26 protein-coding genes are annotated in these 24,293 nt (G+C 33.3%); 12 read left to right on the forward strand and 14 right to left on the reverse strand.

Going from position 1 to position 24,293, the window contains the following annotated elements:
• Positions 1-5 precede the first annotated feature (5 nt).
• The 3 genes from cobU to ASE40_RS14380 are packed head-to-tail and all read right to left on the reverse strand — an operon-like array spanning position 6 to position 1,315.
• The gene (gene cobU / locus ASE40_RS14370) at positions 6-530 is read right to left on the reverse strand and encodes a bifunctional adenosylcobinamide kinase/adenosylcobinamide-phosphate guanylyltransferase (RefSeq protein ID WP_057117779.1); all 525 of its coding nucleotides are present in this window, start codon (positions 528-530) and stop codon (positions 6-8) included.
• 29 nt (positions 531-559) lie between these two features.
• On the reverse strand, positions 560-937 hold the full coding sequence (locus tag ASE40_RS14375) for a four helix bundle protein (protein WP_198530121.1): 378 nt from the start codon (positions 935-937) through the stop codon (positions 560-562).
• Positions 938-967: 30 nt separating this feature from the next.
• On the reverse strand, positions 968-1,315 hold the full coding sequence (locus ASE40_RS14380) for a DUF5522 domain-containing protein (RefSeq protein WP_241774374.1): 348 nt from the start codon (positions 1,313-1,315) through the stop codon (positions 968-970).
• A 108-nt stretch (positions 1,316-1,423) separates the two neighbouring features.
• On the opposite strand from ASE40_RS14380, the gene ASE40_RS14385 reads away from it, so the two are divergent.
• The 3 genes from ASE40_RS14385 to ASE40_RS14395 all read left to right on the forward strand — a co-directional run bounded on the left by ASE40_RS14385 (position 1,424) and on the right by ASE40_RS14395 (position 4,491).
• Positions 1,424-2,566 carry an ABC transporter substrate-binding protein gene (locus tag ASE40_RS14385; protein ID WP_057117782.1) on the forward strand — a complete coding sequence of 381 codons (1,143 nt, stop codon included), beginning with the start codon at positions 1,424-1,426 and terminating at the stop codon, positions 2,564-2,566.
• Position 2,567: 1 nt separating this feature from the next.
• On the forward strand, positions 2,568-3,596 hold the full coding sequence (locus ASE40_RS14390) for an iron ABC transporter permease (protein WP_128414979.1): 1,029 nt from the start codon (positions 2,568-2,570) through the stop codon (positions 3,594-3,596).
• A gap of 118 nt (positions 3,597-3,714) precedes the next feature.
• Positions 3,715-4,491 (forward strand): ABC transporter ATP-binding protein, encoded by a 777-nt coding sequence (locus ASE40_RS14395; protein ID WP_057117783.1) that lies wholly within the window; start codon positions 3,715-3,717, stop codon positions 4,489-4,491.
• 111 nt (positions 4,492-4,602) lie between these two features.
• Here the strand turns inward: ASE40_RS14395 and ASE40_RS14400 are convergent, their stop codons facing one another.
• Together ASE40_RS14400 and ASE40_RS14405 are read right to left on the reverse strand one after the other, a co-directional pair.
• Positions 4,603-5,058 (reverse strand): tRNA (cytidine(34)-2'-O)-methyltransferase, encoded by a 456-nt coding sequence (locus ASE40_RS14400; RefSeq protein WP_057117784.1) that lies wholly within the window; start codon positions 5,056-5,058, stop codon positions 4,603-4,605.
• Positions 5,059-5,116: 58 nt separating this feature from the next.
• On the reverse strand, positions 5,117-5,701 hold the full coding sequence (locus tag ASE40_RS14405) for a pseudouridine synthase (RefSeq protein ID WP_057117785.1): 585 nt from the start codon (positions 5,699-5,701) through the stop codon (positions 5,117-5,119).
• A gap of 228 nt (positions 5,702-5,929) precedes the next feature.
• On the opposite strand from ASE40_RS14405, the gene ASE40_RS14410 reads away from it, so the two are divergent.
• From ASE40_RS14410 to ASE40_RS14420, 3 genes are all read left to right on the forward strand, one after another.
• A complete protein-coding gene (locus tag ASE40_RS14410; protein WP_057117786.1) occupies positions 5,930-6,304 on the forward strand; it encodes a hypothetical protein in 375 nt (124 codons plus the stop codon).
• A 148-nt stretch (positions 6,305-6,452) separates the two neighbouring features.
• Positions 6,453-7,205, forward strand: coding sequence for an SDR family NAD(P)-dependent oxidoreductase (locus tag ASE40_RS14415; protein ID WP_057117787.1), 753 nt, complete (start codon positions 6,453-6,455; stop codon positions 7,203-7,205).
• 303 nt (positions 7,206-7,508) lie between these two features.
• Complete coding sequence (locus ASE40_RS14420) at positions 7,509-10,922, forward strand: T9SS type A sorting domain-containing protein (protein WP_057117788.1); 3,414 nt, start codon at positions 7,509-7,511, stop codon at positions 10,920-10,922.
• 44 nt (positions 10,923-10,966) lie between these two features.
• Here the strand turns inward: ASE40_RS14420 and ASE40_RS14425 are convergent, their stop codons facing one another.
• Genes ASE40_RS14425 through ASE40_RS14445 form a run of 5 tightly spaced genes read right to left on the reverse strand, consistent with a single transcriptional unit; the run spans position 10,967 to position 15,086 of the window.
• Positions 10,967-11,506 carry a MepB family protein gene (locus ASE40_RS14425; protein WP_057117789.1) on the reverse strand — a complete coding sequence of 180 codons (540 nt, stop codon included), beginning with the start codon at positions 11,504-11,506 and terminating at the stop codon, positions 10,967-10,969.
• A gap of 45 nt (positions 11,507-11,551) precedes the next feature.
• Complete coding sequence (locus ASE40_RS14430) at positions 11,552-13,198, reverse strand: hypothetical protein (protein WP_057117790.1); 1,647 nt, start codon at positions 13,196-13,198, stop codon at positions 11,552-11,554.
• Entirely contained in the window at positions 13,195-13,746 is a 552-nt protein-coding gene (locus ASE40_RS14435; RefSeq protein ID WP_057117791.1) for an RNA polymerase sigma factor, read from the reverse strand. The genes ASE40_RS14430 and ASE40_RS14435 overlap by 4 nt, the downstream gene beginning before the upstream one ends.
• 51 nt (positions 13,747-13,797) lie before the next feature.
• Positions 13,798-14,199, reverse strand: coding sequence for a hypothetical protein (locus ASE40_RS14440; protein WP_057117792.1), 402 nt, complete (start codon positions 14,197-14,199; stop codon positions 13,798-13,800).
• An 11-nt stretch (positions 14,200-14,210) separates the two neighbouring features.
• The gene (locus ASE40_RS14445; protein ID WP_057117793.1) at positions 14,211-15,086 is read right to left on the reverse strand and encodes a protease complex subunit PrcB family protein; all 876 of its coding nucleotides are present in this window, start codon (positions 15,084-15,086) and stop codon (positions 14,211-14,213) included.
• A 191-nt stretch (positions 15,087-15,277) separates the two neighbouring features.
• Here ASE40_RS14445 and rmuC point away from each other — a divergent pair, with 191 nt between their 5' ends.
• From rmuC to ASE40_RS14465, 4 genes are all read left to right on the forward strand, one after another.
• Positions 15,278-16,651 (forward strand): DNA recombination protein RmuC, encoded by a 1,374-nt coding sequence (rmuC, locus tag ASE40_RS14450; protein WP_057117794.1) that lies wholly within the window; start codon positions 15,278-15,280, stop codon positions 16,649-16,651.
• An 89-nt stretch (positions 16,652-16,740) separates the two neighbouring features.
• Positions 16,741-17,289, forward strand: coding sequence for an acyl-CoA thioesterase (locus tag ASE40_RS14455; RefSeq protein ID WP_057117795.1), 549 nt, complete (start codon positions 16,741-16,743; stop codon positions 17,287-17,289).
• Positions 17,290-17,330: 41 nt separating this feature from the next.
• Positions 17,331-17,726: a VOC family protein gene (locus ASE40_RS14460; RefSeq protein WP_057117796.1), complete on the forward strand. Its 396-nt coding sequence runs from the start codon at positions 17,331-17,333 to the stop codon at positions 17,724-17,726.
• Between the two features lie 186 nt (positions 17,727-17,912).
• Positions 17,913-18,482, forward strand: a complete 570-nt coding sequence (locus tag ASE40_RS14465) for a YceI family protein (RefSeq protein ID WP_057117797.1) — start codon at positions 17,913-17,915, stop codon at positions 18,480-18,482.
• A 3-nt stretch (positions 18,483-18,485) separates the two neighbouring features.
• Here ASE40_RS14465 and ASE40_RS14470 read toward each other — a convergent pair whose 3' ends face one another.
• Positions 18,486-19,397 carry a TIGR01777 family oxidoreductase gene (locus ASE40_RS14470; protein WP_057117798.1) on the reverse strand — a complete coding sequence of 304 codons (912 nt, stop codon included), beginning with the start codon at positions 19,395-19,397 and terminating at the stop codon, positions 18,486-18,488.
• 98 nt (positions 19,398-19,495) lie between these two features.
• Between ASE40_RS14470 and ASE40_RS14475 the strand changes: the two genes are divergently transcribed.
• Both ASE40_RS14475 and ASE40_RS14480 read left to right on the forward strand, forming a co-directional pair.
• Positions 19,496-20,155: a TetR family transcriptional regulator C-terminal domain-containing protein gene (locus ASE40_RS14475; RefSeq protein ID WP_057117799.1), complete on the forward strand. Its 660-nt coding sequence runs from the start codon at positions 19,496-19,498 to the stop codon at positions 20,153-20,155.
• The gene (locus ASE40_RS14480; RefSeq protein ID WP_057117800.1) at positions 20,155-21,459 is read left to right on the forward strand and encodes an ABC1 kinase family protein; all 1,305 of its coding nucleotides are present in this window, start codon (positions 20,155-20,157) and stop codon (positions 21,457-21,459) included. The genes ASE40_RS14475 and ASE40_RS14480 overlap by 1 nt, the downstream gene beginning before the upstream one ends.
• Before the next feature lie 167 nt (positions 21,460-21,626).
• Here ASE40_RS14480 and ASE40_RS14485 read toward each other — a convergent pair whose 3' ends face one another.
• From ASE40_RS14485 to ASE40_RS14495, 3 genes are all read right to left on the reverse strand, one after another.
• Positions 21,627-22,922 (reverse strand): cryptochrome/photolyase family protein, encoded by a 1,296-nt coding sequence (locus ASE40_RS14485; protein ID WP_057117842.1) that lies wholly within the window; start codon positions 22,920-22,922, stop codon positions 21,627-21,629.
• Positions 22,923-23,094: 172 nt separating this feature from the next.
• The gene (locus ASE40_RS14490) at positions 23,095-23,604 is read right to left on the reverse strand and encodes an SRPBCC family protein (protein ID WP_057117801.1); all 510 of its coding nucleotides are present in this window, start codon (positions 23,602-23,604) and stop codon (positions 23,095-23,097) included.
• A gap of 146 nt (positions 23,605-23,750) precedes the next feature.
• Complete coding sequence (locus ASE40_RS14495) at positions 23,751-24,191, reverse strand: sterol desaturase family protein (RefSeq protein WP_057117802.1); 441 nt, start codon at positions 24,189-24,191, stop codon at positions 23,751-23,753.
• Between the last annotated feature and the right edge of the window lie 102 nt (positions 24,192-24,293).

Consider the following 24,293-nt stretch of genomic DNA (forward strand, 5'->3'; position numbering starts at 1 on the left):
GGAATTTAAATTTTGGAATTTTCCCCTTTTATCTTAACCGGAATTCCCGAAACCATCAAAACTACTTCATCTGCATTTGAAGCTAGAAACTGATTCATCCAGCCTTGCAATTCGGTAAATTTTCGTCCGATTTCTGTACTAGCATGAACGCCCATTCCAATTTCGTTAGTTACAATAATTAAATTAGTATCTTTTTGACTGGCAATTGAGAGGAATTCTTTTTTAGCTTCTTCGAGACTTAGATCGACATTATTTTTATGATCGACAAAAAAGTTAGTCAGCCAAAGAGTTACGCAGTCAATTAAAGCTGTTTTACCAGAAGAATCAATTTCGCTTAAAAATTTTTCTTTTTCAATATTGGTCCAGCGCTCGTCTCTTTCCTGCTGATGGCGGTCTATGCGATTTTGAAAATCATCGTCCCATTTTCGAGCAGTTGCTACATATATAGGAGAGTTAGAAAGTTCCAAAGCAAGTTTCTGAGCATAACTGCTTTTGCCAGAACGCTCACCGCCGGTAATTAGGTAAATCATCTTAATGGTTGATTGTTAATTATTAATGGTTAATTAGGAAGAAGTTTACTTTTGCTTAATTGGTTTTTTGATGTTTTAATGATGCTGGTTATTAATTTTAAAATTGAAACAGCATCATTGTTGATGTTTTCAAATTCTTTTTGATTTAAATAATCAGTTGCTTTTAATAATTCCAGCCAATAAATAACCTCATTTGCTTCTTTTTGCGCAATAGCAAATTTATGAATAAAATCACTTTTACTTTCGGCATGTTCTGCTTCTCGAATCATTGCGCCAATACTTGTTCCTGATCTAAGAAGTTGTTTGGAAAGTATAAATTCTTTTTTATCATTGCTGAGATACTGATATATTTTGACAATTCTGATTGCAAATTCAAAACTTTTATTTTTTACGATGTTGTTTTTCATAATTAACAACTAACAATTTATAATTAACAATTAATACGGGCAATGTCTGCAGTCATTTCCGCAGCAGGTTCCTCGTTTAAGATGAAACCAAGTTTTAAAAACCATATTACCATCTTCGATGTAATAGTCAATACCTTCGATTAATTTTTCTGTTTTGGGCAAAGATATGGCTTTATTTTTCGGAGCATTGTGAGGAGTAATAGTTTCGATGTAGGCCTCTATTTTGTCTTCGCAGGCTTCTTTGAAGCAGACAGGGCAAAGACAATCTCCGCCTTCAGAGAGATTGAAGATTGGCGGGTAATCATTACACCAGCATTTGTTTTCTATAGATATATCTCCACAGCTGAATTCAGATTCACAGCTTGAGCAAATTTTCATTTTTGTGGTATTCATGTTGTAAAGATACAATTGTTTAAATTTGTAAGAATAAAGGTAAACAAAAAAAATATAAAATACTTTACCTTTGTTTCATCCAAAACATAAAACATGAGACATTTATTACCTAAAATGATTTTTGCGGCTTCTTTTTTTATTCTTATCGGATGTAAGAAGAATGAGAAAGCTGAAATTGTAAAAGCTGAAAATGCAAAAAACAGTATCGAATATGCAACAGGACTTTCTATCGTAAAATATGAGGATTATTCGGTTGTAACTGTCTCAAATCCATGGCCAAATGCCAATAAAGATTTCAAATATATTTTAAAAGAAAAAGATGCAAAGGTTCCAGACAGCCTTCAAACTTATACTACAGTCCAGGTTCCGTTAAACTCTGTCGTTGTGACTTCAACAACTAATATTCCGTTTTTAGAAATGCTTGAAGTGGAAAGTAAATTGGTCGGATTTCCGCATACCGATTATATTTCATCAGAAAAAACGAGAGCATTAATTGACAAAGGTTCCGTAAAAAACGTTGGACAGAATGAAAAACTGAACATTGAACAGTTAATCGAATTATCTCCAGATTTGATTGTAACTTTTGGAGTTGATAATAATAATCCGATGCTGGATAATCTGAAAAAAAGCGGTTTAAAAGTTTTGATTCAAGGTGATTGGATGGAACAATCCCCACTTGGAAAAGCAGAATGGATCAAGCTTTACGGTGCTTTATTTGGTAAAGAAGATCAAGCCAAGGAACTTTTTGATAAAATTGTAGAGAGTTATAATCAGGCTAAAAAATTAGTAGCAGACAAGCCAGCTACTTCAAAAGTTTTGTACGGTTCAATGTACGAAGATGTTTGGTATGTTGCCAAAGGAAACAGCTGGGTTGCGCAATTTATGCAAGATGCGAAATCCAATTATTTGTGGGCAGATTTAAAAGGAACTGGAAGCGAAGGTTTATCTTTTGAAAAAGTTTTAGACAAAGCCAAAACGGCCAACATTTGGATTGCTTCGGGTTCATTTAAAAATCTGGAAGAATTACAAAAAGCAAATCCGCATTACGGAGAATTCGACGCTTTTAAAAATAAAAGCGTTTATAATTTTGAAGGAAAATTGGGAGCAACTGGCGGCACCGTTTATTACGAATTGGCACCAAGCCGACCTGATTTAGTTTTAAAAGATTATATCAAAATTTTCCATCCCGATTTATTGGCTAGCTACGAATTTACTTTTGCATCAAAACTGAATTAAATTGGCGAATAAGAAAAGAAATACCATTTTATTTGTCACTTTGGCTTTGGGTCTTTTACTGATGTTTTTTGCAAGTATTAGTTTAGGATCTGTCCTGATTCCTTTAAAAGATGTTTTTGTAAGTTTAACGGGAGGTCACGCTGCCAAATCAACTTGGGAATATATTATTATCAACTATCGTCTGCCAAAAGCAATTACGGCAGTTTTAGTTGGAAGCGGACTTTCAATAAGTGGACTCTTAATGCAGACTTTATTTCGAAATCCGCTTGCTGGACCTTATGTTTTAGGATTAAGCTCTGGCGCGAGTTTAGGCGTTGCCTTTGTAATTCTTGGCGCAGGATTTCTGCCGTCTTTTTTAAGTGTAATTGCCTTGTCCTCATATGGAATTGTTTTGGCATCTACTTTAGGAAGTACGTTAGTTTTGCTTTTAGTTTTGGTAGTTTCACAAAGATTACGAGATACCATGGCGATTTTAATTGTAGGTTTAATGTTTGGAAGTTTTACAACGGCTATTGTCAGTGTTTTGACGTATTTCAGCACAGCAGAACAATTGCAGAAATTCACTTTCTGGTCAATGGGAAGTCTTGGAAATCTTTCCTGGTCAACAATTGGAATTTTGACATTCTGTGTTGCTGTCGGCTTGCTTTTAAGTGCCAATAGCATCAAACCTTTAAACGCATTACTTTTAGGTGAAAACTATGCTAAAAGCATGGGATTGAATTTTAAACGAGCAAGACTTATTATTATATTCGCTACCAGCATTTTGGCAGGAAGTATAACCGCTTTTGCAGGTCCAATAGCGTTTGTTGGCTTAGCAGTTCCTCATATTGCAAAACTGACTTTTCAAACCAGTAATCATACGATTCTATTTTGGAGTACTTTGTTTTTTGGTTCGATTATAATGTTGTTTTGTGATATTGTTTCACAAATGCCAGGTTTCGATGTCACGCTTCCAATAAATGCAATTACGTCTATAATTGGTGCGCCAGTTGTAATATGGCTTTTGGTAAGAAAAAGAAATTTTCAATAATTTTTTTGCCGCAGATTAAACAGATTAGCACAGATTTTTTTAATCATTTTAATCTCTTAATCTGTGGCAAAAAAAACTTAGAGCCTTAGGATCTCAGTAACTTAGAATCTTAAAAAAAATGATAAGTATATTAAAGACATCAGATTTAGATATTGGATATAAATCCAAGAAAGGCGTTACGACCATTGCCGAAAATCTAAATCTAAATTTAGCTGCTGGGAAACTCATTACTTTAATAGGAGCAAACGGCATTGGAAAATCAACCTTACTGCGAACTCTTACCGGAATTCAGCAGCCTTTATCTGGAAATGTCTATTTAAACGAAAAAAATATTTCCGACTATAAACCTTTAGAATTAGCACAAAATTTAAGTTTAGTTTTAACTGAAAAATTACCTCCAAGTAATCTTTCTGTTTTTGAATTGGTTGCGCTTGGCCGCCAGCCTTATACGAATTGGGTTGATACTTTATCAAATGAAGATATTCTGAAAGTTCAGGAGGCAATGAAACTGACACAGATTGAACATTTAGCTTCAAAAAAACATTTCGAAATCAGCGATGGTCAATTGCAGAAGGTTTTAATCGCCAGAGCTTTGGCACAAGATACACCATTAATTATTTTAGATGAGCCCACAACTCATTTGGATTTACTGCATAAAGTTTCTTTATTCAAATTATTAAAGAAACTGACTCAGGAAACTCAAAAATGTATTTTGTTTTCAACACACGATATTGATCTGGCGATTCAATTAAGCGATGAAATGATTATCATGACGCCGGAAAACATTACTCAGGATCAGCCTTGCAATTTAATTTCAAACGGAAGTTTCAGCAATTTATTCAAAGATGAACATATTGTTTTTGATGCCGAAAAAGGGAAATTTATTGTGACGTAATAAAGTATGTTTTCCTGCAAGGTTTTCAAAACCTTGTAGGTTTCAAAACATCAACTTCAGAATTTATACCTACAAGGTTTTGAAAACCTTGCAGGAGAGATACCATAGGTATTATTTCTTCAATCCAATTTGTCTCTTAGCTTCTCCAACCACAAAAGCAACAGAATTAGCGATATTAAAACTACGAATAAGCGGTGACATCGGAATCGTTAAATGATTTTCAAATCTCTCCATAAACTCCTTACTCAAACCAACGCTTTCTTTTCCGAAAACTAACCAGTCACCATCTTGAAATTCATTCTCTAAATATGACTTATCAGAATGAGAGCTCATTAAAAATACACGAGAATGATCTGGAATTTGTGCAATCCATTCTTCTACGTTTTGATATTCGGTTACATCAAGATGAACCCAGTAATCCAATCCAGAACGTTTTAGGTTTTTATCATTAATAACAAATCCGAAAGGGTGAATTAAATGAAGGCGACTTTCTGTGCCAACGCACAATCTTCCTATGTTTCCAGTGTTATTTGGTATCTCGGGTTCTACAAGAACAACGTTTAGCATTTTTTTTGAGTTTTGAGTTTTGGGTTATGGGTTATGAGCTATGAGTTTAGTTCAAGAATTATCTAATTGACACATTTTCTAATTTAAAATCGTTTACCTCCAGAACTTCTCCAGCTTTTAGGTTTTGCAAATATACATTTCCTATTCGAACGCGAACTAGACGAAGAGTCGGAAAACCTACTGCAGCAGTCATTTTTCTAACCTGACGAAATTTCCCTTCGTTTACAGTAATAGAAGCCCACGAAGTAGGACCATGGCGTTCGTCTCTGATTTTTTTGGCTCTTGGTCCAAAATCAGGAATTTCATTTACAATAAAAGCAGAACAGGGTTTTGTTTTGTATTTACCGCCTTCAAAACCAATTTCGACACCTTTTTGCAGTTCTTCAATTGCTTCGGGGGTAATAATGCCGTCAACTTGAACGTAATATTCTTTGTCAACTTTTTTGCTTCTAATTTGTTCACTTACTTTTCCGTCGGTAGTGAGTAAAAGCAAGCCTTCAGAGTCTTCATCTAATCTTCCAATTGCCATTGTTCCTTCAGGAAAATCATGCAATTCTCCCAAAAGCTTTTTCTTTCTTTTTAATTCATAAATAAATTGGCTTAAGTAGCCGTAAGGTTTAAAAAGAATGAAGTGTCTGTGCATTTTTAATTTTTTGCAAAGATAGTTTCTTTCTTAAAATTAGAGCGGCAGTTAAGCATTATAATACTAATCTGCAAAATTGAATAAAAACAGTATAATCTTAAAATGTTGTAAATTAAGATAATAAATTTTAAAAGAACTTGCCTTAGAAACCAAAAGCAATGTTAAACCATTTAATTTTCCGACTTAGAATTCGTAATATTATAATAGAAACCAAAAAATATAACGATTATGGGAACAGATAATTTAGGAACAAAAAAAATAAACGGAACGCAGAAAGACATTGACGAATCTAAAGGAAAAAACGTTTCGCACGATAAAGATTTAAAAGATGCCAAACTGAAAAAAGAAATCGTAACCGATGCTGACGGCGATAAAAAAATAGTTGACCGAGCTCGAAATGAGAACGAAGATATTCAACAAAAAAAGCCAAAAGTATCGTCTGACAATCCAAATTCAAATCGCGGAGTAACATCTGAAGAAGAAGCAAAAAAGACAGTTGAGAATAAAGACCGAAATTCTGATATCACAGCCAACCGATATCCAAATTCTGATCCTGAAAGTCGGAAAGACCGCGGGAATATGAAATTAGATGAAGATGAATAATACAAAATTTTTTAGAAATTCAGATCATTTTAATATCAAATAACATAAGATTAGCGGTAAGCGTTAATGTTATCGTAAACTGCTTTGAAACCTTGAGTATCGTCACAGATCTTCGTAAATTAGAAGTACAAATTTAAATTTTAAGAATATGTCACTTTTAGAAAATAAAGTTGCATTTGTATCTGGCGGCGGTTCAGGAATTGGACGCGCAGTTGCAGAAGCATACGCTCGAGAAGGAGCAAAGGTAGTAGTATCTGATATTAATGTAGATCACGGTGAAGAAACCGTAAAAATTATAAAGGAAAATGGCGGAGAAGCTTTTTTTGTAAAAGGAGATTCGTCGAGGGCCAGTGATAATAAGCATATGGTTGAGGTGACAGTTTCAAAATACGGACGCCTTGATATTGCCTGTAATAATGCCGGAATGGGCGGACCTGCAAAGCCAACTGGAGAATATGAACCAGAAGCTTGGGATAAGGTTATTGCATTAAATCTAAACGGTGTTTTTTATGCCTGCCGTTATCAATTGGAACAAATGGAAAAAAATGGCGGTGGAAGTATTGTAAACATTGCCTCAATACATGGGCAGGTTGCAGCTCCGCTTAGTCCAGCTTATACAGCTTCTAAACACGGAGTTGTAGGTTTGACAAAAAACATTGCTGTAGAATATGCACAGAAAAATATTCGTTGTAATGCTGTTGGACCTGGTTACATTGAAACAGCACTTTTGAAGGATAATTTGAATAAAGATATGATGGACGCTGTCGCAGCAAAATCTGCAATGAACCGTTTAGGAACTGCAGAAGAAATTGCCGAATTGGTAGTTTTCTTGAACTCTGATAAATCTTCATTTACAACGGGAAGTTATTTTATTGCCGATGGAGGTTATACCGCAGTATAATATTTTTTAGAGAATAATATTTTAGGAAAGGCAGCGAACTTTTGTTCGGTGCTTTTTTTTGTTTAAAAACCTTGTGATTTGTAGGAAACATGGAGTTTTTTAGCGTTTTTAAAGATTGTTTATTTTTGAATTATATTTTGAATTAAGAGAATTTGGTTGTGGTAATTTTAATTAACTAAAGCTTATGTTGTTTTAAATTGAATTATTTTGATAAAAAACTCAACATTAAGTTTATAGTTTTATAATATTAGCTTAACTTTAAAGGCGATAAATTTGACTTCTAAAAACTCTATTCTTTAACGTATGAAAAAACTTTACTTTTCGCGACAGCTTTTGCTCGTACTATGTTTTTTGGGCTGTTTTTCTGGAGATCTCTTTTCTCAGACAATGCCAGCTCCGCAATCTTTGCCGCATTCACAGAATTTTAGTACACTTTTAGCAACAGATACATCCTATCCTGCAGGATATCAGGGATGGACTGCAGCAACTTCGAATCCAACAGGTGAAAGTCAATTTGCTACGTCTGGCAGTTTTGGTACTGATAGAGCTTTAGTAGCTAGTAGTTCTGCTAGTACCAGCAGCGGTAATTTTCATAATTATAATGGAAAAATTGGATTTTTAAATACAGGTTCGTTAGACTTGACTATTGGTTTTGCGTTTGATGCAACTGGACAATTCTCTATTCCTGTTCAATATGATGCAATGACAATTCGTAATCCATACGGCGATGGAACAAATAATCGTATCAATGAAATGATATTGCAATATAGAGTAGGGACAACTGCCAGTTTTACTTCAGTAACTGGAACGTTATATTCAAATAATACTACGCCCCAAATTGGATCGGGAAATACAACCCCTCAAAATCCTAAGACTATAAATATCATTTTGCCAGCGGAGTGTGATAATCAGCCTGTACTACAGATTAGATGGATTTCAAGACAAGTTAGCGGGGGAGGTTCTCGACCATCTTTTGCTATTGATAATATAAAAGTTGGAAGAGATATTACGGCACCTATTAATATTTCTGGTTTCCCTAAAGCAAATAATGTTTTAGCCGAAAGTTTTGATTTTATTAATAAATTAGATGAAGCTGGAAAAACTTATTTTGTACTGCTTCCAGGCGGAAGTGCTGCGCCAACCGTTGCGCAGGTGAAAGCTGGTCAAGACTCAAATGGTACTGCAGCTTTACAAGCAGGAAGTGTAGATATTGCAGATCCAGCTCAGGAATATACCAAAACTTTTTCGGGACTTACTTTAAATACGAGTTATTCTGTTTATTCTGTTTCTGAAGATACTTCTAGTAATATTCAGGCAGTAGTAAATAAAGTTGATGTTACTACAGCCAGTTCTGCAGTTCCAGTTTTAACAACTACTACGGCAAGTTTAGATTTAGGTTTTTCCGAAGCAAATTATGAAGCAAAGGTTCTAAGTTACCAAGTTGGAGCAATTGATTTAACTCAAAATGTTGTTTTAACTTCTACAGCTAATTTTACTATTTCTAAAGATAACAGCACATTTGCCTCTTCTCTGACTTTTGTTCCTGCTGATTTTGCATCAAATGCTACCCCAACAGTATATGTGAAATTTATTCCAAATGCGGTTGCTAATTTTACAGGACAAATCACTCACGAATCGACTGGTGCTGTAACAAAAACGGTTACTTTGACAGGAACAGGAATCAATCCTTATAAACAAGATTTTAACGATTCAAATGTTTTAACAAATAGCGGATGGACACAATATAACGAAGCCGGACCAATAAACAAATGGTCTTATACTTCAGTAGCTAGAAATGTAAATTCAGGAACTGGCGCCGTTCTTATAAATGGTTTTTCAGATAATGGACCAAGTAAAGATTGGTTGATTTCACCTAAATTACGTTTAGATAATTTTGGAGCACTCCCTTTGCTGTCTTTTTATTCTCGTAAATTTTATGCCGGTCCCTCTTTAAAATTAATGGTCTCAACGAATTATGATGGTGTTAGTAATCCTAATACAGCAACATGGACAGAAATAAATGGAGCATTTCCGACTGTAACAGGTACTTATGCACAATCTCAATATATTAAGCTAGATAATTATAAGACAAGCAATACCTATTTGGCTTGGGTTTATGAAACGACTGCGGGAGGTAATACCAATGCATCAGAATGGTCTTTTGATGATTTTGCTGTAACAAATGAGATTGGTTATGTAGATTCAAATCCTGTTTTAGATTTTGGAGTTGTACTTCCAAATACAGTTTCAGACTCTCAATCGTTTAACTTTAAGGCAGAAGGATATGGAGATATTACAATTACAACTCCTGCTTCTTATCAAATTTCAGCAGATAATGTTTCGTTTGTATCCAGTATAGTAATTACTGCTGCCGATGCTTTAGCAGGAAAAACACTTTATGCAAAATTTGCACCAACAGTAAAAGAATTTAAAATATCAGGAGCTTTAACTGTAACAGGAACCTCATTAAACAAGCAAATAGGTTCATTGACTGGTTCTTCTTTGCCAAAAGCAGATACTTTTGATGTAGTAACATACAATTTAGAGTTTTTCGGTGCTCCGACTTCAGCTTATGGTCCTTCAGATAAGCCTCTACAACTAGAAAACGTGGCCAAAGTCATGAATAAATTAGATGCAGATGTTTACGTAGTACAAGAGGTTTCAAGTGATGCTCAGATTGATGCTTTAATTCAGAAAATAAATGTAAACGGAAAAACATTTGAAAAAAGTATTTCTAATGTATGGTCATATTCTTGGCAAAATCCGCCTTCAGATCCAAATTTTCCACCTCAGAAATTGGTAGTGCTTTATAATACGCAAACCGTAACAGTGAAAAAAACACGTGTCATGTTTGATAAATTCTATACCGAATTGCGTAATGGAACTAAAACACTGAACAATTATCCAGGAGATAGCAATAGCAACTTTTTCTCTTCAGGGCGTCTGCCTTATATGGTAACAATAGAAACAAATCTTAATGGAGTTAAAAATGAAATTAACCTAATAGATCTTCATGCACGTGCTAACAGCGGAACTGATATTTCTCGTTACAACATGCGTAAATATGATACTCAGGTTTTGAAAGACAGCTTAGATGCTCATTATGCAAACTCAAATATTATTCTTTTGGGAGATTACAATGATGATGTAAAAGCATCTGTAATTGAAGGACAGCCTTCTTCTTATGAAGCTTTTGTAACAGACACCAATAATTATAAAGCACTTACTTTAGAAATAAGCCAGGCTGGTGCATACAGCTTTTTGAGCTCAGGCGGATTCTTAGATCATATTACGATTTCTAATGAGTTAATAGATGATTATATTTCAAACTCGACTGCCGTTTATGATCCGCGTAATGATATTGCAAATTACACCACAACAACTTCAGATCACGGACCAGTAATAGCGCGTTTTCAGTTAAAACAAGATGTGCTTTCAACGCCAGATTTTGAAAAGAACAAATATTATGTAAAAGCGTATCCAAATCCTGCTATAGATGTTCTGAATTTTGATGTAAAAACAACTCAAGGAAGAGATCTGAAAATTAGATTATACGATTTCAACGGACGTGTAATTGGAAATCCAATCAGCGTTAAAAACGAATCTGAAGTTAGTACAGCAGCTGTTGCGGTTGGAAATCTAGTTTCGGGAGTTTATTTCTATACCGTTACCGAAAACAACAAAGTGATCTTTAAAGATAAGATTCTTAAAAAATAAGAAAAATAAAAACGAAAAAAGGCTTCCAAATCTGGAAGCCTTTTTTATTGAAAATCTATAAAAGAATTTCTCAATTGATCGAAATCAATTTTATTTGAATTAGTAAGCGAAATAAAATAATCTAACTGCCATTTTTGTGTTTTTTGAGCTTGTTTACTTGTCGTTTCATCCCAAGGCGGATAAACTCTTGTAGCTCTAATTCCCTCTTTATTTGGGGTTGAAAAAACACCTTTTTCTAATAGTATCTTTTTAGGAAAAATAAATTGTCCCCAATTTTGATCCTTCCGAACACTAACAATTACAAAATCTATTGCATCAGAGTAATCAAAAGGTTCGATTGTCCCAGTTTTATTACGTTTCCATAAAGTAACAAACTGTCCAGTTTTAGTTGGAGTGATTTTGGCTTGACGGTAACAAATGTTTTTATCATTCAACAGAAAACGATAAGCGCTGTATTCATCACTTTCGGCTTCTTTTTGCAATGCTGTTAAATGAAGGTCAGTTTGGTCAAAAACACTTTCTTTGGCTAATAATAAATCAGTTGGAATTGGCATTGAATCAATCGTAGAAGCGGTAAAACTCATAAAAGAAATAATAATTAATTTTCTGAAAATTACTACAATTATAATTTAGAAAGAAACATTCAATCCGAAATTTAATCCCCATTGAAACTGATTGAAAGACTGGCTGTTTAACGGATTGATATAGTAATTCATAGCAGGCTCTACAAAAACATTTGTTTTTTTGTAAACTCGATATTGAATTGTACTGCTCAAAGTAGAACCGTAAACATAATCGTTTGCAGTTACATTTTCGCCTATAGAATGGCCGTCTAAAGCAACATTGTTCGAAATTAATTTCCCGACAAAACCACCTGTATTCAAATTAATGCTGGCTTTATTTTTATTAAAAACAGAATAAGAAACTTCCAAAGGCATTTCAATATATCGTAGATTTTGATCCAATTTTCCACTCTGGATATTATCACCTTTTAAAGCTTCTTTGGTGCTGTTTGATATCAGTATATAATCAGAATTACTGCTTACCTGCGAAACAGGACTATTACTATTGCTGGCATATTCACCAGGAGCAAAAAGGGCATTGCCTTTCGCACTTACATAAGAGACATTTGCCACACTTTGCCCAAGTTCATTAATTTTTAAACCAGAGCCAACAGCCCATTTTTTATTAATGCTGTATTTCGTTTTAACCCCAAAAGAATTAGATTGTTTGGAGTCGTTTACATTGCCTAAAGTTTTTTCATTTTTAGTGTTTTCAGAACTCGCAACGCCGGCAAAAACAGAAAGAGCCCATTTTTCTTTTTTGTTAATTAATTTGTCTTTTTTATCCTTTTCTTCTTTTTTAGTTTCTGGAGCTAAAATTCCTTTTTCTAAATTTTGAAGTTCTGCCAGCTGCATAGAATCTTTTTTACTTAAAGCAGCAGTATTGAATTTTGAGTTCTCTTTTGTAGTAGCGGCTAAAGTTTTTTCGGAAACTTTTTCATTCTTATTAACAAGAGCATTTTGTTTTGATGCATTATTCCCAACAGAACTTTCGGCAATGAAAGCAAAATTGTTATTGTTTTTAGGAACTAACTTATCATTAAAAATAGAATTCGAAAGCTGTTTTTTAGCCGTAGAATTAAATTTGTTTTGTTTTCCAAAAGCAACTCTTTCTTCAGCGATTCCTTTAGTATTAGAAAATTTGTCTTTTTCTAAAATAGATTTTTTTGAAGATCGAGCACCTGATTTTTCTTCTGAAGAATTAAAATTCTGAACAGCAAGAGATTGATTCGGAACATTATTGTTCGGAAGCTGCATATGAGATTCAGAATCCTTTTTATTGGTTTTGTTTTTCGAATTGGCATGTGCAACAGCACTTTCTTGCTCTTGCGTTGCTTTTGAATTATTTAATTTATCTTTTGTTGAAGAAACATTAGTTACAGAATCAAGGGTTTTGTTATGATTGTGATTACTGTTTATATTGCCTTTTTTGGTATTATCATTTATTTTTTCATCCAGAACTACGCGATTATTTTCGAAACCACCTTTCCCATTGTCAAAGTTTTTATTTTGAGGAGAAGAACTAAAATGTAAGATTGAGGGCAGAAGCAACCCTAATAGTAAGCATGCAGCAGCCGACCACCAAAGAATAGCTCTCTTCTTCTTTTTTGGTTTGTCTAATTTTTCTTCAATTTGTCCCCATAATTCAGGAGGCGGAACACTCGAAAAGTCTTCCATTGATGAAAAAATATCTTCTATTTTTTGCTTCTTCATGCTGTCTTAAAATTTTTTATGCTCAAAATTCGCTTTTGTAATATGTGTTTGGCGCGATTTAAATTTGATTTTGATGTTCCTTCGGAGATTTTTAATAACTCGGCAATTTCCTTGTGTTTCATTTTTTCAAAAACATATAAGTTAAAAACCGTTCGATATTGGTCTGGTAAATCCCGAATATATTCTAGAAGTTTTTCCTGCTCCATCGGAATAATTTCTAATTCTTCCTCTTCAACAAAGTCAGTATCTGGATCAAAAACATCTAAAAAGAAACTTTCTTTCTTTTTTTTATTTAAAGTCTCGATGAGTTTGTTGATGAAAATCCGCTTGAGCCATCCTTCAAAACTTCCTTCAAATTTGTATTGGTTTATTTTCTGAAAGACAATCACAAAGGCTTCCTGAAAGACATCTTTTGCATCATCCTCGTTTTTCATATATTTCAAACATATACCATACAAAACAGGAGAGAACAACTGATAAATTTTCAGTTGTCCCTCTCTGTCATTTTTCATGCACAGTTTGATATATTTTTCTAACTCGTCTTTCAAAAATGTGGTATTGTTTGGTTTGGCAAAAATAGTTCTAAAAAGCTTATAAAACTATCTTTTAAAAATAGTACGAGCTGCGTCTTGGTTATTACTCAAAATCGTTAGGTTTTGATTGTCAAGGTTTTCTATCACATAAGTTTTGCCTTCGAACGTAATTAGATCATGTTCTGACTGATCAAGATATCCTATCCCTTTTTCTACCTGATAAGGACTGTTTCTAATCTCTACATTATTTTTATATGTAATCACTCTCCCATCTGGAGTAAAGATAATTTTCTTAGTAAAACCAATAGTTTTTGGCGTTGCGACATACGGATTATTAGCACCGCCTACAGATTTTTCCCAGATCCAAGTATTTACAAGCGAACTAGATCCTGCACTAAAAGTCTTGTCTATGGAATAAAAACTGGCAAAAAGAAAAAATGCAATAAAAGAGATAAAGAGTTTTTTCATGATCGGGGGGATTATTTTAAACTAGTAATTTTTTCTTGAATAAGTTTTTTGAAAGCTTTTATATCAGCACTTTGATCTTGTGTATCATTGTTGTCAATATAAACCTTAGTTACCGTTATACCTTGGCGTAATTCAAAATAAACACCACCTTGATCTGCTGCATCTGGAGCGCCGTAAATTTTAGTTTGTCCTTTTAAAGCTAAAATTTCAGCAGGAACAGCTTTTAATAATATTGTGTAATCACCTCTTTTTATAGTTGGAGTGTATTTATATTGATTGAAATCGTATTGATTAGCGCCAACATTTAAGAATTTTAAAATACTGTAATCATTAACTTGAAAGAATTTTTGACAGTCTGCACCAGTACAATTATTATTGAAACTACCAATAATTGCTGTGTCTGGACTTTCATTAGCTTTAATGAAAATAAAACCTTTTGATGTTTTTGGAATTAAAACAAAGTCTGAAGGATAAGTAGGAGATTGAGTTATATTTTCGCCTGGCGCTGGTGATTTCTCGTAGTAATTAACTACAATTTCGCAATTGTTTTCTACAATAGAAGTAATTTTAATTGCATATCCGCTTGTAGGTTTAGCTCCCGCAAAAATTCCCACTAAATATTGTTTGGTAAAATCAATATTAGGATCGCTTGCAACAGGACATGTGTTATCATGTTTTGGGAATAATTCATTCATTTTTTCTTGCGTTGCAACAACTGCTACAGCCGCATTGTTAGGCTGCGATTTTACGCTATAATTACAATAGAAGGGAAATCCAGTAAAAGCTACATTTGTATTAGCACCGCAATCAACATAATTATCATCATTATTTAGAGAACATGCACTAAATCCGAAAGCTATAAATAAGCTCAACATTAATTTTTTCATAATTTATTTTAATAGGTTTATATCTTGTAGATTGAACTTTTTAAAAAAGGTTGCGTAAAACTTTTATTTTTTTTTGGAAAAAAAAATAAAATGTTGATTTAGTTTGGATTAAATACGAATTCGTGAAATTTTAATTTTTAAAACTAAGTACTACGTATTATTGCGTACTTTTACGTAAAATAAACTTAGTTATGTCGGATTATCTACCATTTTTATTGGCTTTTGTAGTGGCGCTTTTTGTTGGAATATACTTAGGTAAAATGCTTTCCGGGTCTAAATTTCAGTCAGAAAAAGCAATTTCAGAAGAGCGATTAAACGCATTAAACAGCCAGTTGCAAATGCAGAAAGAGCAATTTGAAAGTGAAAAAAATTACTTTCAAAAACAATTGCAGCTGCTCAATTTTGAGAAAGAAAACATTCGGACAGAGAAAGACAGTCTGGCGATTCAGCTTTCTAAAAAGGAAGTTGATTTTGAAAATTTGTGGGAACGACATAAAGAACAAAAAAATGAAATCAACGAGCTTCAAGAAAAATTCACCAAAGAATTTGAAAATTTAGCCAATAAAATCCTCGAAGAAAAATCGGCTAAGTTTACCGAACAGAACAGCGAAAATATGAAAAATATTCTATTGCCGCTTCAGGATAAAATTCATGTTTTTGAACAAAAAGTAGATCAGACCCATAAAGAAAGCATCGACTATCACGCCGCACTTCGCCAGCAGATTTTAGGTTTAAGCGAAATGAATGCACAAATGAGTAAAGAAACCTTAAATCTAACCAAAGCACTAAAAGGCGACAGTAAAATGCAGGGAAATTGGGGCGAGTTGGTTTTAGAACGTGTTCTGGAAAAATCCGGATTAGAGAAAGGAAGAGAATATGAAGTACAGCAGAGTTTTACGAACAGCGAAGGAAATCGTGTTTTTCCAGATGTTGTAATCAATCTTCCTGACGGTAAAAAAATGATCGTCGATTCTAAAGTTTCGCTAGCGGCTTATGAAAAATGGATTAACGAAGAATCAGAGCTTTTAAAAATAGATTATCTAAAAGAACATGTCAATTCTATTAGAAGGCACGTGGAACAGCTTGGCAGTAAAAATTATCACGATTTATATCAGATAGAAAGCCCCGACTTTGTGCTGTTATTTATTCCGATGGAGCCAGCTTTTGCGATAGCTTTAAATGAAGATCCAGCTTTATACACCAAAGCATTCGACCGAAATATTGTAATTGTTACGCCAAGTACACTTCTGGCTACTTTGAGAACAATAGACAGCATGTGGAGCAATCAAAAACAGCAGGAAAATGCTTTTGAGATTGCAAGACAAGCTGGCGCATTATACGATAAATTTGAAGGTTTTGTTTCTGATTTAGTCAGAATTGGAAATAAAATAAAAGATACCAAAACAGAATACGAAAGCGCAATGAACAAATTGGTTGACGGAAAAGGAAACTTGATTACAAGCGTAGAAAGATTGAAAAAAATGGGAGCAAAGGCCAAGAAATCACTTCCTGAAAATATAATTACAAGAGCTTTAAATTCAGATGAAAATGAATTGTTGAATTAAAAAAAAATAAAACACATAGAAATATAGGTTTTGTTCTGAATCTATGTGTTTAAAAAATAAAAATAAAATACACTCCAAAAAACAAAAACATGACTACAGATTTTAAACCCGTTTCTTCATCAAAAATCAGCATATCAGAATTAATGCTGCCTTCGCATACCAATTTCAGCGGTAAAATCCACGGAGGTTATATTTTACAACTATTAGATCAAATTGCTTTTGCTTCGGCATCGAAATTCAGCGGTAATTATTGCGTAACGGCTTCTGTAGATACCGTAAACTTTCTAAAACCAATTGAAGTTGGAGAATTGGTAACCATGAAAGCCTCTGTAAACTATGTCGGCAGAAGTTCAATGATTGTCGGGATTCGTGTTGAAGCAGAAAATATTCAGACTGGAGTTGTTAAACATTGTAACTCCTCTTATTTTACAATGGTTGCCAAAGATAAAGAAGGAAAGAGTGTTCAGGTTCCTGGATTAATTTTGTCAAACCTGCAGGAAGTCCGTCGTTTTAGAAAAGCAATCAAACATATCGAAGTTAGAAGAGAAGTCGAAGAGCACGAAAAACTTACAAATATAAACTCTATTGAGGATTTAGCCAGTTTAGAAAAATATAATGTCCTTCTAGAAATCAGCTAAATTTTCTTATATTTATATAATACACATTAAATAAAGAAAACATGATAAAGTTTGGATATACCATTTTGTACGTTGAAGATGTCGAAGAGGCATTGGCATTTTATGAAAATGCATTTGGATTCTCAAGGAAATTTATAAGCCCGGATAATGATTATGGCGAATTAATTACTGGAGAAACAACACTTTCGTTTGCATCTAAAAAGCTTGCATCACAAAATTTGAAAGACGGTTTTATAGAAAGCAGTTTAGAAGATAAGCCTTTTGCCATAGAAATAGGTTTTATTGTCGAAAATGTTCCCGAAGTTTTGCAAAAAGCGACTTCTTTTGGTGCGATAATGGTTGCAGAACCTGTAGAAAAACCGTGGGGACAAGTTGTGGCTTATGCACGAGACTTAAATGGATTTTTAATCGAAATCTGTACAGAAGTAAAAATGTAGTTAAGGAACATTTCACATCTTACAAAAACATTTTACTTTTAAAAACATTCACAAATATTTAGCATTAGTTCTAGAACTTTGCTTGTTGAAATTTCGTAACTTTAAATGTGATCATTTGGTTACGAATTTTTTTTTTNCTATTAACCGCAATTATTGAATGACATAATTGTTTAAATGTAGACGATTATGAAAACAACTACCTTATTATTTTTATTTTTTACTGCTTTTTCTGTAATTGCTCAAGACAAATTTTTTACCAATACCGCCACGGTAAACTTTGAGGCGTCTGTTCCTCTATTTGAAGAAATAAAAGCAGTTAACAGACAAGTTGCAATTCTTTTAGAACCTAAAACAAGCACTTTTGTTTGTACTGTAATGATCAAAGATTTTCGTTTTAAACTCGATATGATGCAAGAGCATTTTAACGATAATTATATGGAGAGCCGTCGTTATCCTAAAGCTGTATTTAAAGGCAAAATAGAAAAATTTGATTTGAAAGATATTAATGAAGTCGAAAAACAATATCAGATAAAAGGCAAGCTTTATTTACGAGGAAAAATGAAAGAGATTGTTGTAAATGCTCTAATCAAGAAAGTTGCAGACGGCATTCAGGTAATCTCAGATTTCCCAATTTCAATTTCAGATTTCAATATCCAAATTCCAAGTTCTGTTGCTTCAAAAATTGCAAAAACTGCCAATACAGCACTGACAGGTGTTGTTCATAGCGACGAAATAATGTTTGCAGCTTTGAAATAAGTGTTATTTGATACAATTTATGAGTGCCTTTTCTAAATCGGTAAACTGAAATTCAAATCCAGTTTTCTGAATTTTTTCAGAAGAAACGCGTTGCCCAGTTAAAACAGCTTCGCTCATTTCTCCCAAGAAAATTTTTAGAATAAATGGCGGAACTTTAGGAAGCCAAATAGAATAACCAAACAAATTGGCAAGTGTTTTAGAAAAGCTGGAATTTGTGGTATTGTCTGTTATACATGCGTTATACGCACCTTTCAGCTTTTCATCTTCGATGCTTTTTAAATAAATATTGCATAAATCATCAATATGGATCCATGGAAGATATTGTTTACCCGAGCCAAGGACCGAGCCAAATCCAGATTTAAAAGTCGGAATCATTTTTTTAAGAAAACCTTCGTTTTTCCCTAAAACTATTCCCGTTCTTATTTTGACCGTTCTAATCTCTAAAGAGTCAATTTTGTCTACTGTGCTTTCCCATTTTTGACAGATCGAACTCAAAAAATCATCGGCTGGTGGTGTGTTTTCGGTACAGATTTTATGACTGGTGACAGCACCATAAATCCCGACTGCCGAAGCAGAAATAAAAGCATTTAGTTTCTTGTTGTTTTGTTCTAAAACCGAAAAGATTAAATCAATTGGTTTAATACGGCTTTCTAAAAGCTCTTTTTTTCTTTTGTCTGTCCATCTTTTTTCAACAATTCCTTCACCAGCAAGGTGAATGATGTAATCAGCATTTAGGACGGCATTTTCGTCAATATAATTTTTATTTAAATCCCATTTATAATATGTAATTGAAGGAGAATTTTCTCTTTCAGAACGACTCAAAATAGACACAGAATATCCAGCTTCGAGAAGTGTATCTGTTAAGTGTTTTCCAATGAATCCGCTTCCGCCAGTTAAGAGAACATTTTGAGCCATAATAGTTTATAATATATTTAACAGTGTATATTGTTTAAGGATTAGTAAAGATAATTAAACAATGTTTACCTTTATGGCAAATTCTAAATTTTAATAAAATGGCGACTAAAAAACAGGTTATTACCAAAGATGTTATCGTTTCAAAATATATGGATGAGGTTCTGGAAAAAGGTCATAAACCAAAATCGGTTTATCATTTTGCGAAAGAAAATGATTTTACCGAAGCTGAGTTTTATTCCTTTTTTGGAACATTAGAAAGTTTAGAAAAAGAAATTTTCAGAATGTTTTTTGAAAATACAGTTAATCTGCTTCATAAAAATGAAGAATACCAGCAGTATGACATGAAGAACAAAATGCTGAGTTTCTATTTTACGTTTTTTGAAATTTTAACTGCAAATAGAAGTTACGTTTTACAGACGCTAAAAATCGATAGAAATCCGCTTAAAAATTTAGTACAGCTGACTACTCTTCGAGAAAGTTTTAAAAATTATGTTTCTGAAATCCTTACTGATGATTACAGGTTGGAGCAAGAAAGATTTCAAAAATTTCAAGAAAAAACTATTCGGGAATCAGCTTGGCTGCAATTAATGCTGACGATTAAATTCTGGATGGAAGATGAATCTGCTGCCTTTGAAAAAACAGACATTTTTATCGAAAAATCAGTTAATGCATCATTTGAATTAATGAATGTTGCACCAATGAATCATTTAATAGATTTTGGAAAATTTCTATTTAAAGAAAAAATACACAGCAGATAATGAAAACAATCGATTATATTCCTACCTCAAAAATAGAAAGAGCAGGAAAACTGGTTCAAACTGGAGCCAAAATTGGGGTAAACTATGTGAAGCACTATGCTGAAAAAATAGTAAACCCAGATTTAACCCGAGATAAACTAAATGAAAATAACGCCGAAGATATTTACGACGGACTTAAAAGCCTAAAGGGAAGCGCGCTTAAAGTCGCTCAAATGTTAAGTATGGACAAGAATTTTCTGCCTCAAGCTTATGTGGAGAAATTCTCATTGTCTCAATTTTCAGTTCCGCCGCTTTCTGCACCTTTGGTTTTAAAAACTTTCAAAAATAATTTTGGTAAAACACCTTACGAAATCTTTGACGAGTTCAATCCAAATTCTGTAAACGCAGCAAGTATTGGACAGGTTCATTTGGCAAAGAAAAATGATAAAAAACTGGCTGTTAAAATTCAATATCCAGGTGTTGCAAACAGTATTTCATCAGATTTAGCTTTGGTAAAACCTATTGCAATTAGAATGTTTAATCTGCAAGGAAAAGATTCTGATAAATATTTCAAGGAAGTTGAAGATAAACTTATTGAAGAAACAAACTATTTATTAGAATTAGAACAAAGTAAGGAAGTTGTTGATGCCTGTAATAAAATTGAAAACATCATTTTTCCTAATTACTATCCAGAGTTTTCATCAGAGAAAATTATTACCATGGATTGGATGACAGGAATTCATCTTTCTGAGTTTACTGCTATAAATAAAGATCAGGAAGTTGGGGACAAAATAGGGCAGGCACTTTGGGATTTTTATATGTACCAAATTCACGTTTTACGAAAAGTTCACGCCGATCCGCATCCAGGTAATTTCTTGGTTGATGATCAAAACCAGTTGATTGCTTTAGATTTTGGCTGTATGAAACAAATCCCAGAAGATTTCTACACGCCTTATTTTGAATTAATCAATAAAAATGTAATTACAGATGAAAAGCGTTTTAACGAAAAACTATTCGAATTAGAAATTCTTCGTCCAGACGATTCCCCTGCAGAAGTTGCATATTTCACAGAAATGTTTCATGATTTGTTATCGCTTTTCACAAAACCTTTCCAAAATGAAACCTTCGATTTTGCCGACGAAACTTTTTTCAATGCAATTGCCGAATTAGGAAAACGTTTCTCTGAAGATACAAATCTTAAAAAAATGAACGGAAACCGCGGTTCTAAGCATTTTATTTACATGAACCGTACTTTCTTTGGTTTGTATAATCTAATGTTTGATTTGAAGGCAAAAATTGTTGTAGATAATTATTTGAAGTACTAGATTGGAAAATTCCAAATTTTTTAAATTCCAAATTCCAATTTTACATAAACCTTTGTCAAAGTTTAAACCTTTGACAAAGGTTTTTTTTGTATTGTTTGTCATCCTGACGGAAGAAGGATCACGAGATTACGAACAATTGGAATTTGGAATTTAAAAAATTTGGAATTTTATTTAATTATTCCAGCCTTATAAGTCGAAATAGCACGATCTCTCGCAAAAGCATGATCGACCATTGGTTCATTATAACCAAAATCAAATTCAGGAATCCATTTGCGGATGTATTCGCCTTTTTCGTCAAATTTCTTTTGCTGGATTTCTGGATTAAAAACCCTGAAATAAGGCGCAGCATCACAACCTGTTCCTGCTGCCCACTGCCAGTTTCCAACGTTCGAAGCCAGTTCGAAATCTAAAAGTTTCTCGGCGAAATAAGCTTCTCCCCACTGCCAGTTGATTAATAAATGCTTGCATAAAAAACTCGCTACAACCATGCGAACGCGATTGTGCATGTAACCCGTTTCGTTAAGCTGGCGCATTCCTGCATCGACCATTGGGTAACCTGTAGTTCCAGAACACCATCTTTTAAAATCGTCTTCGTTATTACGCCATTGAATTCCATCGTAGGCCGATTTGAAATTATGATTGACACAATTCGGAAAGCTGAAAAGAATTTGAATAAAGAATTCTCTCCAAATTAATTCGCTTAGAAAAGTTTGATTTTTTCGATTTGCCCAGTTTACTAATTTCCGAATGCTTACCGTTCCAAATCTTAGGTGTGGAGAAAGATAGGAGGTACTGTCTAAAGCTGGGAAATCTCTGGTCTCTTTATAATTACCAATTTGTGTTAAGTTGTGCGGCTGTACTTTTATGGTGCTTCTTTCAAAACCAATTACTGATAAATCGGGAAAAGGAAATTGATTTTTTGCAAAATTGGATTGATATGGTTTTGAATCATATTCTGGAGCCGATCCTAAAATATGATATTTCTCCAGCCACTTATTTTTGTATGGAGTGTAAACGGTATATGGAAGTCCGTCTGCTTTGGTGATTTCTTTTTCTTCAAAAATAACGTGATCTTTAAATGAAAAGCATTCTATTTTATTTTCTTTTAATACCGCAGAAATTGCGTTATCACGTTTAATTGCAAAAGGTTCATAATCTTTATTGAAAAATACGCTTTGAATGTCGAATTCTTCTAAAAGCGATTTCCATACTTCTTGTGTTTTTCCTTTTTTAATTAAAATTGAAGATTCAAAAGTGTTTAATTCTGAATTTATTTTTTGGAGTGAATCATAAATGAAAGACACCCTCGCGTCGTTTTTTGGAAGATTATCCAAAATATCTTCATCAAAAATAAATAAAGGAATTATTGGGAATTCAGATTGTAAAGCGTGAAATAGTCCATTGTTGTCCTCTAAACGTAAATCCCGTCTGAACCAGAAAAAGGAAACTTTTTGTTTTGTCATTTGTTGAGTTCCGTTTTGTTTTTTTGCCACAGATTAAAAGATAAAAGGATTAAATCTGTGGGTGTATTCTAAAATTCTCGCAAGGAGTTAAAAGCAAATCGTTTATTTTTAAATATATAGTTTTATAATTTAAACTTTAAAAAATATGTTTCTATGTTTAAAAATAAAATCTTTAAATACTTTTTTGCTCTGCGTGTATTTGTATAATCTTTGGCTTTGGTTTTGAATTAAACAATTCTTCGATTTTCTTGTAGCGGAAATCGAAAATGGTTTTTAGTTTGTTTTTTACAACTAAACTATTCATAATCCGCCCAAAAATTCCGAGTGGTAAAGCATAGTGTACAATGTCTGTCATTTTTGTTCCACCGTCTGGTGTTCGCTCAAAAAAATGTTTGTGATGCCATAGTTTGTACGGACCAAAACGTTGTACATCGATAAAATACTCGTTTTCCTTACAAGCAGTAATTTCGGTAACCCAAGAAATTTTGATTCCTAAAAGCGGTCTTAAAGTGTAAGTGATAATTTGACCGTGATACATGCGTTTGTCATCGAAGTCCTTAATTTGAAAATTCATATTGTCCAGAGTGATGGTCTGGAGATTTTTTGGGCTCGAGAAAAAATCCCAGCAGTCTTCTACGCTGGCATTTACATATTGTACGGTTGCTATTTTGTATAATTTCATTTCTTATGAATCAATTGTTTGCAAATGTTTCTTGTATTACGTGAGCGTTAGGGATTGCAGTGGAGCTCTTTTTATGGCTGGCTTTTTAGCCCGACATAAAAAAGCGGGAACGAAAAGCCCGGCCCTTGGGAAACGCCCAAATAATGCTACATTTTATAATATTTTAATGGTACAAACAACATTCCGAAACATTCTCCTTTTTCTTTATTAAGGTGTTTATGGTGTATTTTATGTGCTTTTCTGAGTCCGATTAGATATTTGTTTTTGGTATTTTTGAACCATTTAAAACGCTGATGAATTAATACATCATGAATTAAAAAATAACAAATTCCGTAAAGTGTCACGCCGCAGGCAATAAAAAATAAATAGTTAAAACCGCCTTGAACACCAAAATAAAATAAGAGAATACTTGGAATTGCAAAAATGACAAAGAAAATATCGTTGCGCTCAAAAGTATGTTCATATCTAGGCTGGTGATGATCTTCGTGAAAATACCACATAAAGCCATGCATAACGTATTTGTGCGTAAGCCAGGTCACACATTCCATAAACATAAAAACGCCCAAAAAGATTAAGAAAGAAATCATTTGTAAAATGTTGTAATTAAAATTATAATTTAAAATCTTTTGAGTTTAGCTTTAAATTACAAAAGATTGACTCTAAAGAATATTTTTTTTTGCTTTGTTGCT

The sequence above is a fragment of the Flavobacterium sp. Root935 genome (genome assembly GCF_001429295.1).
In the GTDB taxonomy this organism is placed as follows: domain Bacteria; phylum Bacteroidota; class Bacteroidia; order Flavobacteriales; family Flavobacteriaceae; genus Flavobacterium.

Excerpts from the sequence above, each read along its gene's own strand:
- cobU (WP_057117779.1), bottom strand. The coding sequence starts at position 530 with ATGATTTACCTAATTACCGGCGGTGAGCGTTCTGGCAAAAGCAGTTAT.
- ASE40_RS14375 (WP_198530121.1), bottom strand. The coding sequence starts at position 937 with ATGAAAAACAACATCGTAAAAAATAAAAGTTTTGAATTTGCAATCAGA.
- ASE40_RS14380 (WP_241774374.1), bottom strand. The coding sequence starts at position 1,315 with ATGAAAATTTGCTCAAGCTGTGAATCTGAATTCAGCTGTGGAGATATA.
- ASE40_RS14385 (WP_057117782.1), top strand. The coding sequence starts at position 1,424 with ATGAGACATTTATTACCTAAAATGATTTTTGCGGCTTCTTTTTTTATT.
- ASE40_RS14395 (WP_057117783.1), top strand. The coding sequence starts at position 3,715 with ATGATAAGTATATTAAAGACATCAGATTTAGATATTGGATATAAATCC.
- ASE40_RS14400 (WP_057117784.1), bottom strand. The coding sequence starts at position 5,058 with ATGCTAAACGTTGTTCTTGTAGAACCCGAGATACCAAATAACACTGGA.
- ASE40_RS14405 (WP_057117785.1), bottom strand. The coding sequence starts at position 5,701 with ATGCACAGACACTTCATTCTTTTTAAACCTTACGGCTACTTAAGCCAA.
- ASE40_RS14410 (WP_057117786.1), top strand. The coding sequence starts at position 5,930 with ATGGGAACAGATAATTTAGGAACAAAAAAAATAAACGGAACGCAGAAA.
- ASE40_RS14415 (WP_057117787.1), top strand. The coding sequence starts at position 6,453 with ATGTCACTTTTAGAAAATAAAGTTGCATTTGTATCTGGCGGCGGTTCA.
- ASE40_RS14420 (WP_057117788.1), top strand. The coding sequence starts at position 7,509 with ATGAAAAAACTTTACTTTTCGCGACAGCTTTTGCTCGTACTATGTTTT.
- ASE40_RS14425 (WP_057117789.1), bottom strand. The coding sequence starts at position 11,506 with ATGAGTTTTACCGCTTCTACGATTGATTCAATGCCAATTCCAACTGAT.
- ASE40_RS14430 (WP_057117790.1), bottom strand. The coding sequence starts at position 13,198 with ATGAAGAAGCAAAAAATAGAAGATATTTTTTCATCAATGGAAGACTTT.
- ASE40_RS14440 (WP_057117792.1), bottom strand. The coding sequence starts at position 14,199 with ATGAAAAAACTCTTTATCTCTTTTATTGCATTTTTTCTTTTTGCCAGT.
- ASE40_RS14445 (WP_057117793.1), bottom strand. The coding sequence starts at position 15,086 with ATGAAAAAATTAATGTTGAGCTTATTTATAGCTTTCGGATTTAGTGCA.
- rmuC (WP_057117794.1), top strand. The coding sequence starts at position 15,278 with ATGTCGGATTATCTACCATTTTTATTGGCTTTTGTAGTGGCGCTTTTT.
- ASE40_RS14455 (WP_057117795.1), top strand. The coding sequence starts at position 16,741 with ATGACTACAGATTTTAAACCCGTTTCTTCATCAAAAATCAGCATATCA.
- ASE40_RS14460 (WP_057117796.1), top strand. The coding sequence starts at position 17,331 with ATGATAAAGTTTGGATATACCATTTTGTACGTTGAAGATGTCGAAGAG.
- ASE40_RS14465 (WP_057117797.1), top strand. The coding sequence starts at position 17,913 with ATGAAAACAACTACCTTATTATTTTTATTTTTTACTGCTTTTTCTGTA.
- ASE40_RS14470 (WP_057117798.1), bottom strand. The coding sequence starts at position 19,397 with ATGGCTCAAAATGTTCTCTTAACTGGCGGAAGCGGATTCATTGGAAAA.
- ASE40_RS14475 (WP_057117799.1), top strand. The coding sequence starts at position 19,496 with ATGGCGACTAAAAAACAGGTTATTACCAAAGATGTTATCGTTTCAAAA.
- ASE40_RS14480 (WP_057117800.1), top strand. The coding sequence starts at position 20,155 with ATGAAAACAATCGATTATATTCCTACCTCAAAAATAGAAAGAGCAGGA.
- ASE40_RS14485 (WP_057117842.1), bottom strand. The coding sequence starts at position 22,922 with ATGACAAAACAAAAAGTTTCCTTTTTCTGGTTCAGACGGGATTTACGT.
- ASE40_RS14490 (WP_057117801.1), bottom strand. The coding sequence starts at position 23,604 with ATGAAATTATACAAAATAGCAACCGTACAATATGTAAATGCCAGCGTA.
- ASE40_RS14495 (WP_057117802.1), bottom strand. The coding sequence starts at position 24,191 with ATGATTTCTTTCTTAATCTTTTTGGGCGTTTTTATGTTTATGGAATGT.